The organism is Nocardioides sp. (assembly GCF_031397825.1).
Taxonomy (GTDB): domain Bacteria; phylum Actinomycetota; class Actinomycetes; order Propionibacteriales; family Nocardioidaceae; genus Nocardioides.
Genome location: NZ_JANNML010000062.1, coordinates 1 through 12,461 on the forward strand (window position 1 = coordinate 1; position 12,461 = coordinate 12,461).

Consider the following 12,461-nt stretch of genomic DNA (forward strand, 5'->3'; position numbering starts at 1 on the left):
ACGTTGTCGTTGTCGAGGCGCTCCTCGTGCAGCACCACGGTGACGTAGGGGTTGGCCTCGGCGATGGACTCCTTCGCGGAGACCGCCTTGGACTTCCCGATGTCGGACTGCGTGTGGATGATCTGGCGCTGCAGGTTGGACTCGTCGACCTCGTCGAACTCCGCGATGCCGAGGGTGCCGACACCGGCGGCGGCGAGGTAGAGGAGCGCGGGGCTGCCGAGGCCACCGGCGCCGATGACCAGCACCTTGGCGTTCTTGAGCCGCTTCTGCCCGGTCATGCCCACGTCGGGGATGATCAGGTGGCGGCTGTAACGACGTACCTCGTCGATGGTCAGCTCGTCGGCGGGCTCGACCAGCGCGGGAAAACTCACGGCGTACTCCTCGAAACGGTGGGGGTGGTGCTCGGGTTGCTCTGGGTGCAACACCTGCGACAACACGATGGCCGTCCCTCATGTTCCCCGTCGCGGCCCCGGCGACCGCGCCGCGTCCCGTCATCCGGACCAGGTGACCAGCGAGTAGGCTCGCAGCCGCAATGGTCAGGGACCCCGATCGGGCCCGGTCCCGGCAGCGAGGAGCACACGGTGAGCGCAGGTCAGTACGACGTCGGGGGTGCGCGCCCGCGGGGTGCCCGCATGCCGCGCCGTGAGCGCCGCGCCCAGCTCTTGTCCTCCGCGCTGGAGATCTTCGTCGCCCAGGGCTACCACGCCGCCGCGATGGACGACATCGCCGAGCGGGCGGGGGTCTCCAAGCCGGTGCTCTACCAGCACTTCCCCGGCAAGCTCGAGCTCTACCTCGCGCTGCTGGACACCTCCTGCGACCAGATCATCGAGAACTGCCGCGTCGCCCTCGCCATGACGCAGGACAACAAGCTGCGCGTCGGCGCCACCATGGACGCCTTCTTCGAGTACGTCGCCAACGACTCCGGTGCGTTCCGGCTGGTCTTCGAGTCCGACCTCACCAACGAGCCCGCCGTCCGTGAGCACGTCGAGCGGGTCACCACCGAGTGCGCCGCCCTGATCGCGCACGTCATCGCCGACGACACGGGCCTGCCCGAGACGGCGTCGCGGCTGCTCGCGGTCTCCCTCGTGGGCATGGCGCAGGTGAGCGCGCGGTTCTGGCTGAGCGAGGCCGGGGGCATCTCCCGCTCCGAGGCAGCCGCCCTTGTGTCAGCCTTGGCCTGGCGCGGCATCCGCGGCTATCCCAAGACCGACGAACACTGAGCACCACCCGAACCGAAGGAGACGACCTGTGGAGGTCAAGATCGGCGTCCAGTACGCCTCGCGAGAGCTGGTCGTGGAGACCGACGAGACCGCCGACGCGGTCGAGAAGGTCGCCGCAGAGGCGCTCAAGGGTGACGGCGTCTTCACCCTGACCGACACCAAGGGCCGCAAGACCATCGTCCCCGGCTCCAAGATCACCTACATCGAGATCGGTGGCGGCGTCGCCGGCCACGTGGGCTTCCGCTCCTAGCCCGAGGATCCGCTGGTCGAGCGGCGAGCGGAGCGAGCAGATGAGCACCCGGCTGGAGATCGCGGAGGTCCGCGCTGCGTCTCCGGGGTTCCCCGACCTGGTGGCCTTGTTCCAGGGGTACCGACGGCACTACGGACAATCGGCAGAAGACGCGGCTGAGGTCCAGGACTGGTTGGGCTCCCAGCTCGCCGGTGGGGGTCTTCGTGGCTTCCTCGCACACCGCCACGGCGAGCCCGGCGGCATGGCGCTCGTCGCACCGACCCCCGCCTCCGTGCGGCTCGGGCACTTCTGGCAGCTCCGGGACCTCTATGTCATGGATCACCACCGTCGCGCAGGCATCGGCCGTGCGCTGCTGGTCCACGTGCGGGATGTGGCTGCGGCCGAGGGGGCGCTGCGACTCGCCTTGACCACGGAGGCCGACAACACGGGAGCTCTGGCCTTGTACCGGGAGCTCGGGTTCGAGCCCGTCGACGGCTACACGTCGATGTCGTTGACGACCGAGATCTCCGGTTGAACTAGCTGTCGAGGCCCAGCTCGGCCATGCGCTCGGCGTGCCGCTCGGTGAGCCGGGTGAACATCCGCCCGATCGCGGCGAGGTCGAGACCGGGGCGGTCGACGCCGCCGGCCAGCAGCGCGGTGAGGGCATCCCGCTCGGCGGCGACCCTCTGGGCCTGGGTGAGGGCCTCCCCCATCAGCCTGCGGCCCCAGAGCGCGAGCCGGCCGCCGAGGCGGTGGTCGGCGGCGATGGCCTCACGGACCTTCTCGACGACGAACGCCGAGTTGCCGGCGGTGTCGACCGAGGACACGACCAGGTCGCGGGTGTCGGGGTCGAGGTAGGCAGCGATCTCGCGGTAGAAGTCGTTGGCCAGCCCGTCGCCGACGTAGGCCTTCACGAGTCCCTCCGACCAGTCGGCGGGGGCGGTGTGGGCGTGGAAGAGGTCGACCGCGGAGCGGAACGGCGCCATCGCCGCGAAGGGCTCCCCGCCGAGCTCGGTGATGCGGTCGCGCAGCGGGCCGACCTTGTCCAGCTCGGCGGAGGCCATCGCCGCGAGCGCCACCTTGTCCTCGAGCGTCGGGGCCAGCTTGGCGTCCTCCGCGAGCCGCTCGAAGGCGGTGATCTCGCCATACGCGATCACGGCCAGCAGGTCGACCACGGCCTCGCGGTAGACAGGGTCGGCGAAGGCGACCGGGGCGTCGTCGGACGAAGATGCGGGCATGGCCGCACCCTACCGATAGACTGAGGGTCACTGTTGCCGCCGTCGGCGGCCCGTATGTGCGCGGCCGAGTGTGAATCTGCCGCATCCGACTTCTGTTTCGGCTGACCGGCTGAACCACTGCGAAAGCGATAGCACCCGTGACCACGACCTTCCGTGAGCTGGGCGTCCTGCCCCTCATCTGCGACGCCCTCGAGCGCGCCGGCATCACCACCCCGTTCGCCATCCAGGAGATGACCCTGTCGGTCGCCCTCATGGGCACCGACCTGATCGGCCAGGCCCGCACGGGCACCGGCAAGACGCTGGCCTTCGGCATCCCCGTCCTCCAGCGCAGCGTCGTCTCCACCGACCCCGCCTACGCCGACCTGCCGCAGGGCAAGCCGCAGGCGCTGATCGTCGCCCCGACCCGTGAGCTCGCACTCCAGGTCTCCAACGACCTCCACCTCGCCAGCAAGGACCTCGGCCTGCGCGTGCTGACCGTCTACGGCGGCGTCGGCTACGACACCCAGCTCGACGCTCTGGAGACCGGCGTCGACATCGTGGTCGGCACCCCCGGTCGCCTCATCGACCTGGCCAACCGCAAGGCGCTCGACCTCTCCCACGTGCACGCGCTGGTGCTCGACGAGGCCGACGAGATGCTCGACCTGGGCTTCCTGCCCGACGTCGAGCGACTGCTGAAGATGACCCCCGAGACGCGTCAGACGATGCTCTTCTCGGCGACGATGCCGGCCGCGATCGTCGCCCTGGCCCGCACCCACATGCGTCACCCGATGAACATCCGCGCCGAGTCGTCCTACGACACCACGATGGTGCCCGCGACCGCGCAGTTCATCTACCAGGCCCACGACCTCGACAAGCCCGAGATCATCGGCCGCGTCCTGCAGGCCGAGGACGCCGGCAAGATCATCGTCTTCACCCGCACCAAGCGTCAGGCCCAGCGTGTCGCCGACGACCTCGCCGAGCGCGGCTTCAGCGCCAGCCCCCTGCACGGCGACATGGCCCAGATCGCCCGTGAGAAGGCGCTCGCGAAGTTCCGCGAGGACAAGATCCGCGTGCTCGTCGCGACCGACGTCGCCGCCCGCGGCATCGACGTCGCCGGCGTCTCCCACGTCATCAACTACACCTGCCCCGAGGACGACAAGACCTACGTCCACCGCATCGGCCGCACCGGCCGCGCGGGTGCCTCGGGCATCGCGATCACCTTCGTCGACTGGGCCGACATCACCCGGTGGAAGGTCATCAACAAGACCCTCGACCTGCCCTTCGACGAGCCGCAGGAGACCTACTCCACCTCCGAGCACCTCTACCACGACCAGGGCATCGCCCCGGGAACGAAGGGCCGCATCGTCGACCCCGCCCCGGTGGAGCGCAAGCCCCGCGAGGACCGGGGCGACCGGGGCGACCGTGGCGGCGACCGCCGTCGGAGCGAGTCGGGCGGCGACCGTCCCGAGCGCAACCGCAACCGCAGCCGCACCCGCAGCGGTGGCGCCGGCAGCACGTCGGGCGACAGCGCCCCGCAGACCAGCACCGCCAGCACCACCAGGACCGATGGCAGCAGCGAGGGCGCCGGTCGCACCCGCAGCCGTCGTCGTCGCGGCGGCTCCGGCGGCTCCGGCGGCGACGCCGGGACCACCCCGCAGCCGGCCTGAGACCCCTGGCTAGGCTCGGCGCTTCCCCCTCACGTCAGGAGCACGAGCATGGCCACGTACGACGCCAACCTGCAGGCCGCTGTCGACGCGACGTCGGTCGCGAAGTCGGCCGGCGAGACCGACCTGGTCGCCTACCTGCGCGACCAGCTCTCCGAGCGCGACATCGAGACCGGCGACCAGGCATGGCTCGACCTGATGGTCCAGCGCATCGGCGAGGACCCCAACTACATGATCGAGAGCGAGCCGTCCGACTACGAGCGGCCCGAGCCGACGCTCCCCCGCTGAAGGCGCTGCCGACGCGGTCGCTCAGGCGGTGACGACGACGGTCGTGCCGAGGGGCGCGAAGTCCCAGAGCGCGATCGCGTCGGACCGGCGCTGCCTGATGCAACCGTGCGACAGCGGGGTGCCGAGCTCGTCGAAGCCCTGGATCCGCTCGCCGTCGAGCACCGGGATGTCGTGGAAGCCGATCGCGGCACCGGTGTCGCCCTGGGTGAAGCGGACGAAGTACTTCATCGTCCCCGAGTCGTCGATCCCGACCGCGTCCTCGGAGCGGGAGTAGACCTCGAAGGTGCCGGGCTCGAGGTTGTCGTAGATGCTGCCGGACACCAGGTAGGTCTTCGCCACCTCGCCGCCCTCCTCGACCAGCCAGACCCGCTGCCGTCCCTCGCTGAACACCACTCGACGCCCCTCGCCGGAGTCGGCCGGCAGCGTCGTGTCGGCCTGACGCGCGACCTTGGCGAGCTCGATGGCAGCTGCCGGGTCGACCTCGTCCGACGAGGCGGCCGGGTCGAGGGGGCTCCCCGAGGGCTCGTCGTACGACTGCTGCGGCGAGGTGTCGGCCACGTCGCGGTCCGCGCTGACCGACGCCCGGGCGGGGTCGGCCGACTGGGGCAGGGCACCGGTGCCGCCGAGGACCGCGATCACCGTGACGGCGAGCGAGGAACCCAGGACGGCGAGCCGGCCGTAGCGTGGCCGGACCTCGGCGCGGTGCTTGCCCACCGGCTCAGCCTCGGCCGGCCCGGGTCACGAGGTTGGCGGCGACGGCGCGGTAGGCCTGGGCACCCTTGCTCGTGCGGCTCGTGGCGAGGATCGACCGACCGGCGGCGGGCGCTTCGGCGAACTTGATGGTCTTGGGGATCGGGGGCTCGACGACGTCCAGCTCGTAGGTCTCCGAGATGGTCTCGAGGACGGTGCGGGAGTGGGTGGTGCGGCCGTCGTAGAGCGTCGGGAGCACGCCCCAGACCTCGAGGCCGCGGTTGGTGAAGCGGCGTACGTCGTGGACGGTGTCGAGCAGCTGCCCCACACCGCGGTGGGACAAGGTCTCGCACTGGAGCGGGATCAGCACGCCGTCGGCGGCCGTGAGCGCCGCGACCGTCAGCACGCCGAGCGAGGGCGGGCAGTCGAGCAGGATCCAGTCGTAGTGGGTGCCCTTGGCCTCGAGGTCCTCGACCACGGCGCGGAGCACCTGCTCGCGACCGGTGCGGGTCAGCAGGTCGGCCTCGGCGCGCGCGAGCTCGATGGTGGCCGGCAGCAGGTCGACGCCGTCCTCGGTCGCGATGATCACCTCGGTGGGGTCGAGCCCCTTGGTGAGCACGTGGTGGACCGACAGCTCGAGGTCCTCGGGGTCGATGCCGAGGGAGAAGGTGAGGCACGCCTGGGGGTCGAGGTCGACCAGCAGGACGGAGTGGCCCAGCTCGGCCAGGGCGGCACCGATCGAGGCCACCGACGTCGTCTTGGCGACGCCACCCTTCTGGTTGGCGATCGCGAGGGTCGTGCGCTTCGTGCTCATCAGGGTCCATCATGCCGGACTCCCTCGCGAGGGTGGGGATCCCACCTGTTTCACTTGGCTCATGTCGAGCACCCGCACCGCCCTCGTGACCGGCGCCACCGCCGGTATCGGCCACTCCTTCGCCCAGCACCTCGCCCGTCGAGGTCACGACCTGGTCCTCGTCGCGCGCGACGCGTCGCGCCTGGAGGCCGTCGCCGCCGAGCTCAGTGCGGCCCACGGCGTGCAGGTCGAGGTGCTGCGGGCCGACCTCGCCGACCGGGCCCAGCTGGCGACCGTCGAGGCCCGGCTGGCCGACCCGGCACGGCCCGTCGAGCTGCTGGTCAACAACGCCGGCTTCGGGCTCAAGGAGCGCTTCCTCGACAACTCCGCCGACACCGAGACCGAGATGCTCGAGGTCCTCGTCACCGCGGTCCTCCGGCTCACCCACGCCGCCCTCGGCCCGATGGCCGAGCGCGGCCACGGCGGCGTCATCAACGTCTCGTCGGTGGCGGCCTTCCTCCCCCGCGGCACCTACTCGGCTGCCAAGGCCTGGGTCAACAGCTTCAGCGAGTGGGCCGCCCACGAGTACCGCCCCCAGGGCGTCACCGTGATGTCGTTGTGCCCCGGCTTCACCAAGACCGAGTTCCACGAGCGGATGCACGTCGGCCGCGACTCCGCGCCGGAGTTCCTGTGGCTGGACGTGGACTTCCTGGTGTCCAAGGCACTGAGCGACTACGACAAGGGACGGGTCTACTCGATCCCCGGCGCGCAGTACAAGGCCATCACGACGCTGACCCGACTCGTCCCGAGCCGTGCCCTTCAGGGGCTGCAGTCGCTGGGTCGCAAGTAGGGCGGGACGCGCGAGGTCATCCTGACCACCCCCTGAGCGGACCGTCGTCCCACGCTTGTGAGAGGGGTCCACGTGGCCCCCTCTCACGAGTGCGCGGGAAGGCACTCCTGCTGGTGCGTAGCCCCACGTACTGATGCGCTTTCGAGCGCCGTCCCCGGCGTGAGGAGCGTGGAGGGAGAGCCCGCCAGGAGCCAGAAGCGGGCGGATCTCGACAGTGCGGTCATCGACGTCGGACCCGGAAGGTCGCGGCCGGTCCCTTCAGGATCCGTCAGACATTGCGGCCCACGCGTGCTTCAGGAGGCGGTCCAACCGGGGCATGGCTCGTCTGAGATGGCAGGGAGCCAGCGCTCGCGAGCCCCAGCGGAGGTGAAGTGGTAGTGGACCGTGTAGGCCGAGCCGAGCTCGCGTTGGAGCTCTCGGCTCAGGTGTCGTGTCGACGGAAGCGGTCTGCCCAGTCAAGAATTCGGGCGCGAAGGTCCTCCGAGATGGGCAGGACGCGCTCGAGGTCGTCCGCGTCGTGCTCACCGTTGACGGGGCATGGGTGTCTAGGGTCGCCCCACAGCGCGAAGTCGCATCCGACCTCGGCCATGAACCTGGTGCGGTACGGCTTCACGGTGCCCAGTATCCGTGACACAGAGGGGTGCCATTTCCGGAGACCTGCCCTGGCTTGCCACCAACCCCGGAGCGGCCCGAAGCTAGCCCTCCCCGGCGATGAACGCCCGGACCGCGTCGGCGACGAGCTGCACGGCGATGGCCGAGAGCAGCAGCCCGGCGATGCGGGTGACGAGCAGGACGCCGCTCTCGCGGATGACCCGCAGGATCGGCAGCGAGTAGCGCATCGCCAGCCACAGGCTGACGTGCACGAGGATGACGCCGAGCGCCACCGCGACGAAGGACGCCCCGCTGTCGACGTCGCGGCTGAAGAGCATGGTGGCGACGATGGCGCCGGGCCCGGCGAGCAGCGGGGTGCCGAGGGGGACGAGCGCGACGTTGGCTCCGGCCTGAGCGGTCGGCTCCTTCTCGTTGCCGGTCAGCAGCTCGAGCGCCACGAGCAGCAGCAGGAGGCCGCCGGCGCACTGGAGCGCAGGCAGCGAGATGTGGAGGTACTGCAGGATCTGCTGGCCGAAGAACGCGAAGAGCGTGATCACGAAGAACGACACCGCCACGGCCTGCCATGCCGCCCTGCGGGCGGTCGCGGCCGAGCGGCCACTGGTCAGCGACAGGAAGATCGGCACCGTGCCGACCGGGTCCATGATCACGAAGAGCGTCACGAAGACCTCGACGAGAAGGACCGTGTCGAGGATCGAGCTCACGGGCGCAGGACCTCCGGGGTGGGGCGCCCCGAGCGCGCGGCGGCAGCGGCTGCCAGGTCGAGCAGCCGTTCGTAGTGGTCGGGCGAGGTGGTGTTGCAGCCCAGGTCGTGGTCCACCTTGCCGAGCCCGTGGTAGTCGCTGGAGCCGGTCATGACCAGCCCCAGGTTGCGTCCGATGGCGCGCAGCCGCTCCCGGTCGTCGGCGTCGTGGTCCTGGTGATCGACCTCGATGCCGGCCAGGCCCACCTCGACGAGCCCCGCGAGCGTCTCCTCCCCCGGCTCACCCGACGCGTGACGGCCCCACGGGTGGGCGATGACACTCACCCCGCCGGCATCGGTGACGGCGCGGATCACGTCGACGAGCGAGGCGGCGTAGCGGTCGACGTAGGCCGGTCGTCCCGGGTTGAGCAGCGTGCGGAAGGCCTCGCCGCGATCAGCGACGGCGCCGAGCTCGACCAGCGCGTCAGCGACGTGGGGCCGCCCGGTCGCGGCGGTGCCGTCGGCCACGCGTCGGACGTCGGTGATGTCGATGGCGATGCCGTGCTCACGCAGCTTGTCGAGCATGGCCGGCACCCGCGAGGTGCGCCCGTCGAGGATCTTGTCGAGCGCGGCGTCGAGGCCCGGGTGGGTGTGATCGGGCAGGTAGGCGAGCAGGTGAACGCCGGCCCCCTGGTGCCTGGTGCTGATCTCCATGCCGCGCACGAGCTCGATGCCGACCTCGGCCGCGGCCTGCGCCGCCTCGTCCCAGCCGGTGGCCGTGTCGTGGTCGGTGATCGCCACGACGTCCAGGCCGGCCGCACCCGCCGCACGGACGAGGTCGCCGGGCGTCTCGGTCCCGTCGCTCGCCCGGGAGTGGGTGTGGAGGTCGATGCGCACCAGGCAAGGCTAGGCCTCGCCACCCCCACCCGCTGATTCAGCGCGAGCATGACGCCGGTCACCAGAGCGGCGCAGGACCACCGAAGGGCAGCTCGAGCAGCTGGGGGCCGACCTCGGAGAGGTCGCGCAGGATCCAGTCGTCGCGCAGCAGCAGCATCGCCGACGCCGGGTGGAAGATCAGCCACAACCACCGGCCGGAGGCCTCGCCTGCCATGACCGACCGGTCCCACTCCGATGACGCGTTGCTCGTCGAGACCGCCCAGAGGGGGACGGCCTGGCTGTCGATGCGCACCTTGGCCATCGGCGACCCGGAGCTGATCTCGCTGCCGGGGTCGTCGTGGTGGGTCCCCGCGATGCGTGCGCCGAGGCCGACGCCGGCCTCCTCGCTGAGGATGATCAGGTCGACCGGCCCGTCGAGCTCGCTGGCGCCGGAGCAGGCGATCATCGTGGCGCGCGCCCGTTCGGGGTCAGCCCCCACGACGGCGAAGTCGGTGACGCTCCAGGCCGGCGGCACCGGCCACGGGATCAGGGTGGGGAAACCGATCGAGGCGCGCAGGTGGTCGGCGAACGCGTCGTACGACGCCTCGGCCGGACGCCACAACGGTGCCACGTCACCGTGCTCGGGACAGCTCCACCGCTCGTCGACCTGGGCGATCGGGGTGGGGCAGCGCGGGCAGCCGGCGGTCAGGGACATGCGCCCACGGTCACGGGTGCGGACAGCCCCGTCAAGAGTTCCACCTCAGGACCACCGGGCTCTCGCGCTCGTAGCCCAGGACCGAGACCGTGGCGGTGTCGAGCCGGAAGAGCCGACCGTCCTGCACCGGCAGCCCCAGCCAACGCGCCGTGAGCACCCGCAACGAGTGGCCGTGGGCGAAGACCAGCGTCGCACCGCTCGCCCGCCGGGCCCGCCCGACGACACGGTCGAGTCGGGCGCCGACCTCGTCGGGACTCTCGCCCCCGGGGCAGCCACCGGTCCAGACCGTCCAGCCCGGGACGGACTCGCGGATCTGGGGGGTGGTGATGCCCTCGTAGTCGCCGTAGGCCCACTCCACCAGGTCGTCGTCGACCTCGGCGTGGGCGAACCCCGCGAGGGCCGCCGTACGACGGGCACGGCGTCGTGGGCTGGTCAGCACCTGCGCGAAGGGGGTCGCCGACGACGCCCCCGTCAGCCGCGGGGCGAGCTCACGGGCGAGCTCCTCGCCGTGGGGCAGCAGGGGCAGGTCGGTGACGGAGGTGTGGCGGCCGTTCTCGCTCCACTCGGTGGGGCCGTGCCGGACCAGCCAGAGCTCTGCGTGCTCACTCATGACCACCATCCTGGGTCACCCCTCGGCGAGCACGACCACCCGGTCACCCGGCACCACGTCGAAGGTGCGGGACTTGGCCGGGTTGACGACCACGCCGAAGCCGGCGACGTCGTCGCCCGCGAGCAACTCGGACTTGTAGCCGATCGCGGTCTCCCCCCGGGCTGCGGCCCCGGCGATCACGGTGGCGTAGCTGACCTCGCGACCGGGCTGGACGTACCACTCGGCCGGGCGCAGGTAGATCTCGCTGCCCTCCTCGCCGAGCAGCTGGCCGAAGACCGCTTCGAGCCGACGGTCCTCGGAGAGCTGGGTGACCAGCAGGCTCACGATCTCGCCGCTGACGACCACGTCGTCGACGTGGGCCACCTGTGCGAGCACCCGGTTGCGGTCGTCCAGCATCTCGCTCACCACCGGGGTGAAGGAGTCCATGCGGCTGAGGATGTCGCGCACGTGCAGCAGGGTGACCAGGGTGCGCGCGTCGGCGGCCTGCACGGCCAGGTGGTCGGAGTAGCAGAGCACGATGACCTGGTCGAGACCCGGCACGACGTGGCTCTCGAGGGTCGCCCGGTCGGTCGTCGAGGCCGCGACGACGGTGACCGCGAGGTTGTCCAGGACGGGGACCAGCGGTTGGCCGAACGACGTCACCACGGTCAGCGTCGAGCCCGGAGGGGCGTAGTAGTCGAGCTCGCGCAGGATGATCGGCGCCCGCTCGTTCCACCCGATCAGGACCGCCTGGGTGGGGTGCTCCTCGGTCTCGGCCTGGGTGCCGAGGGCGCCGAGGTCGGGCTGCGTGGCCGCCCGGCTCTGGTGGTCGAGGCCCTCGTCGTCGGCGGCGACGACCACGAGCGTGCTGTTGCCGACCCGGGTGTCGCCCGGCGGGTTGAGCGTCGGCACACCGTCCTGGACCAGGCCGATGACCGAGGCCTTCTCGAAGGCCAGCAACGCCTCGGCGTACGTCAGGTCGGCGAGGCCGTGCTGCTCGAGGAAGTAGATCTCGTCGCCGTCGTAGTCGAACAGCTCGGTGTAGACCGCGGCGGCACCGGACTGCCGCGAGGTCTGCACGACCAGCTTGGCGACCGTCTCGCGGATGTCGAGCAGGACCGTCCGGTCGGCGCCGACCAGGCGCGCGGCCTCGAGGTTGGTGGGGTTGCGGATCTCGGCCACGATGGTGGGCCCGCCCTCGCCGCCGTGGGTCAGGGCCAGCAGGGTCTTGATGACCTCGCTGTCGGGGTCCTCCGACTCGGGCGCCAGGAGGATCACCGAGCGGGCGCTGGTGTGGCTGCTGAGCAGCAGGTCGTCGATGTCCATCGGGGAGCCGGAGCGGCAGATGACCCGGGTGCCCCTGAGGTCGGGCACCTTCGCCTTGACCTCGTCCTCCATGTCGACCTTGTCGCGGTCGGCCAGGATCACGATGACCGGCTTGGTGCGGCTCTCGTTGGCGATGGTGAGCTCGCTGATGATCGTGTAGATCGAGTCCGACCAGCCCAGGATCACGGTGTGGTCGCGCTCCAGGACGATCGAGCGGCCCCGGCGCAGGTCGGCCAGCTTGGTGTCGATGCCCGCGGCGATGACACCGATGAGCGCGCTGACGATGAAGAGACCGGCGATCGTCAGCGCCAGCATGGTCAGCACGAAGCGCCAGGAGCTGGGGTCGTCACCACCGATCGTGCCCGGGTCGAGGGCGTGCAGCAGGCTGTAGAACATCTCGTGCAGGAAGCCGTCGGGCACCCCGTCGGCCTCGGGGCGCAGCCCCAGCAGCGACACGAACACCGAGAAGACCACGATCAGGACGAGCGTGGCCACGCTCAGCCAGGCGATCAGGGCCGGGGTGCCGCGCGACATCGAGTTGTCGAAGCGGTAGCGCAGCTTGTCGCCCAGGTCCGACTTCGGCGCGTTGGCCGAGCGGTTGGCCGACCCTCCGCGAGCCATCGCCTTGGCGGTGCGCATGCGCATCTGCTGGCCGGTGCGAGCCATGTGTGTCTCCTCGTTTCGTCCTGCGAATACTCGCGCAGTCGAGGACG

15 protein-coding genes are annotated in these 12,461 nt (G+C 70.9%); 6 read left to right on the forward strand and 9 right to left on the reverse strand.

The window, feature by feature from the left end; translation table 11 throughout:
- A partial coding sequence (locus tag RMN98_RS05075; RefSeq protein WP_397208882.1) for a ThiF family adenylyltransferase occupies positions 1-356 on the reverse strand: 356 nt, incomplete at its 3' end.
- Between the two features lie 276 nt (positions 357-632).
- Here RMN98_RS05075 and RMN98_RS05080 point away from each other — a divergent pair.
- The 3 genes from RMN98_RS05080 to RMN98_RS05090 are packed head-to-tail and all read left to right on the forward strand — an operon-like array spanning position 633 to position 1,984.
- Positions 633-1,220, forward strand: a complete 588-nt coding sequence (locus tag RMN98_RS05080) for a TetR/AcrR family transcriptional regulator (RefSeq protein ID WP_309647752.1) — start codon at positions 633-635, stop codon at positions 1,218-1,220.
- Positions 1,221-1,248: 28 nt separating this feature from the next.
- A complete protein-coding gene (locus RMN98_RS05085; protein WP_309647716.1) occupies positions 1,249-1,470 on the forward strand; it encodes a DUF3107 domain-containing protein in 222 nt (73 codons plus the stop codon).
- Between the two features lie 40 nt (positions 1,471-1,510).
- A complete protein-coding gene (locus RMN98_RS05090; RefSeq protein ID WP_309647717.1) occupies positions 1,511-1,984 on the forward strand; it encodes a GNAT family N-acetyltransferase in 474 nt (157 codons plus the stop codon).
- Position 1,985: 1 nt separating this feature from the next.
- On the opposite strand, the gene RMN98_RS05095 is transcribed toward RMN98_RS05090, so the two are convergent.
- A complete protein-coding gene (locus RMN98_RS05095; protein WP_309647718.1) occupies positions 1,986-2,687 on the reverse strand; it encodes a ferritin-like fold-containing protein in 702 nt (233 codons plus the stop codon).
- A 137-nt stretch (positions 2,688-2,824) separates the two neighbouring features.
- Here RMN98_RS05095 and RMN98_RS05100 point away from each other — a divergent pair, with 137 nt between their 5' ends.
- A complete protein-coding gene (locus RMN98_RS05100) occupies positions 2,825-4,333 on the forward strand; it encodes a DEAD/DEAH box helicase (protein ID WP_309647719.1) in 1,509 nt (502 codons plus the stop codon).
- A 48-nt stretch (positions 4,334-4,381) separates the two neighbouring features.
- The gene (locus RMN98_RS05105; RefSeq protein WP_309647720.1) at positions 4,382-4,618 is read left to right on the forward strand and encodes a hypothetical protein; all 237 of its coding nucleotides are present in this window, start codon (positions 4,382-4,384) and stop codon (positions 4,616-4,618) included.
- A 21-nt stretch (positions 4,619-4,639) separates the two neighbouring features.
- Here RMN98_RS05105 and RMN98_RS05110 read toward each other — a convergent pair whose 3' ends face one another.
- Together RMN98_RS05110 and RMN98_RS05115 are read right to left on the reverse strand one after the other, a co-directional pair.
- Positions 4,640-5,332, reverse strand: coding sequence for a L,D-transpeptidase (locus RMN98_RS05110; RefSeq protein WP_309647721.1), 693 nt, complete (start codon positions 5,330-5,332; stop codon positions 4,640-4,642).
- Positions 5,333-5,336: 4 nt separating this feature from the next.
- On the reverse strand, positions 5,337-6,122 hold the full coding sequence (locus RMN98_RS05115) for a ParA family protein (protein ID WP_309647722.1): 786 nt from the start codon (positions 6,120-6,122) through the stop codon (positions 5,337-5,339).
- Positions 6,123-6,183: 61 nt separating this feature from the next.
- Between RMN98_RS05115 and RMN98_RS05120 the strand changes: the two genes are divergently transcribed.
- On the forward strand, positions 6,184-6,951 hold the full coding sequence (locus RMN98_RS05120) for an SDR family oxidoreductase (RefSeq protein WP_309647723.1): 768 nt from the start codon (positions 6,184-6,186) through the stop codon (positions 6,949-6,951).
- Positions 6,952-7,646: 695 nt separating this feature from the next.
- Here the strand turns inward: RMN98_RS05120 and RMN98_RS05125 are convergent.
- From RMN98_RS05125 to RMN98_RS05145, 5 genes are read right to left on the reverse strand one after another with little or no spacing between them, the layout of a single operon-like run.
- A complete protein-coding gene (locus RMN98_RS05125) occupies positions 7,647-8,255 on the reverse strand; it encodes a MarC family protein (protein ID WP_397208884.1) in 609 nt (202 codons plus the stop codon).
- Positions 8,256-8,260: 5 nt separating this feature from the next.
- Positions 8,261-9,139 carry a PHP domain-containing protein gene (locus RMN98_RS05130; protein ID WP_309647725.1) on the reverse strand — a complete coding sequence of 293 codons (879 nt, stop codon included), beginning with the start codon at positions 9,137-9,139 and terminating at the stop codon, positions 8,261-8,263.
- A gap of 58 nt (positions 9,140-9,197) precedes the next feature.
- Positions 9,198-9,833 carry a DUF6758 family protein gene (locus tag RMN98_RS05135; RefSeq protein ID WP_309647726.1) on the reverse strand — a complete coding sequence of 212 codons (636 nt, stop codon included), beginning with the start codon at positions 9,831-9,833 and terminating at the stop codon, positions 9,198-9,200.
- Between the two features lie 31 nt (positions 9,834-9,864).
- On the reverse strand, positions 9,865-10,443 hold the full coding sequence (locus tag RMN98_RS05140; RefSeq protein WP_309647727.1) for a histidine phosphatase family protein: 579 nt from the start codon (positions 10,441-10,443) through the stop codon (positions 9,865-9,867).
- A 15-nt stretch (positions 10,444-10,458) separates the two neighbouring features.
- Positions 10,459-12,414, reverse strand: a complete 1,956-nt coding sequence (locus RMN98_RS05145) for a CASTOR/POLLUX-related putative ion channel (RefSeq protein WP_309647728.1) — start codon at positions 12,412-12,414, stop codon at positions 10,459-10,461.
- Positions 12,415-12,461: the final 47 nt, after the last annotated feature.

Excerpts from the sequence above, each read along its gene's own strand:
- RMN98_RS05080 (WP_309647752.1), top strand. The coding sequence starts at position 633 with ATGCCGCGCCGTGAGCGCCGCGCCCAGCTCTTGTCCTCCGCGCTGGAG.
- RMN98_RS05090 (WP_309647717.1), top strand. The coding sequence starts at position 1,511 with ATGAGCACCCGGCTGGAGATCGCGGAGGTCCGCGCTGCGTCTCCGGGG.
- RMN98_RS05095 (WP_309647718.1), bottom strand. The coding sequence starts at position 2,687 with ATGCCCGCATCTTCGTCCGACGACGCCCCGGTCGCCTTCGCCGACCCT.
- RMN98_RS05105 (WP_309647720.1), top strand. The coding sequence starts at position 4,382 with ATGGCCACGTACGACGCCAACCTGCAGGCCGCTGTCGACGCGACGTCG.
- RMN98_RS05115 (WP_309647722.1), bottom strand. The coding sequence starts at position 6,122 with ATGAGCACGAAGCGCACGACCCTCGCGATCGCCAACCAGAAGGGTGGC.
- RMN98_RS05120 (WP_309647723.1), top strand. The coding sequence starts at position 6,184 with ATGTCGAGCACCCGCACCGCCCTCGTGACCGGCGCCACCGCCGGTATC.
- RMN98_RS05135 (WP_309647726.1), bottom strand. The coding sequence starts at position 9,833 with ATGTCCCTGACCGCCGGCTGCCCGCGCTGCCCCACCCCGATCGCCCAG.
- RMN98_RS05140 (WP_309647727.1), bottom strand. The coding sequence starts at position 10,443 with ATGAGTGAGCACGCAGAGCTCTGGCTGGTCCGGCACGGCCCCACCGAG.
- RMN98_RS05145 (WP_309647728.1), bottom strand. The coding sequence starts at position 12,414 with ATGGCTCGCACCGGCCAGCAGATGCGCATGCGCACCGCCAAGGCGATG.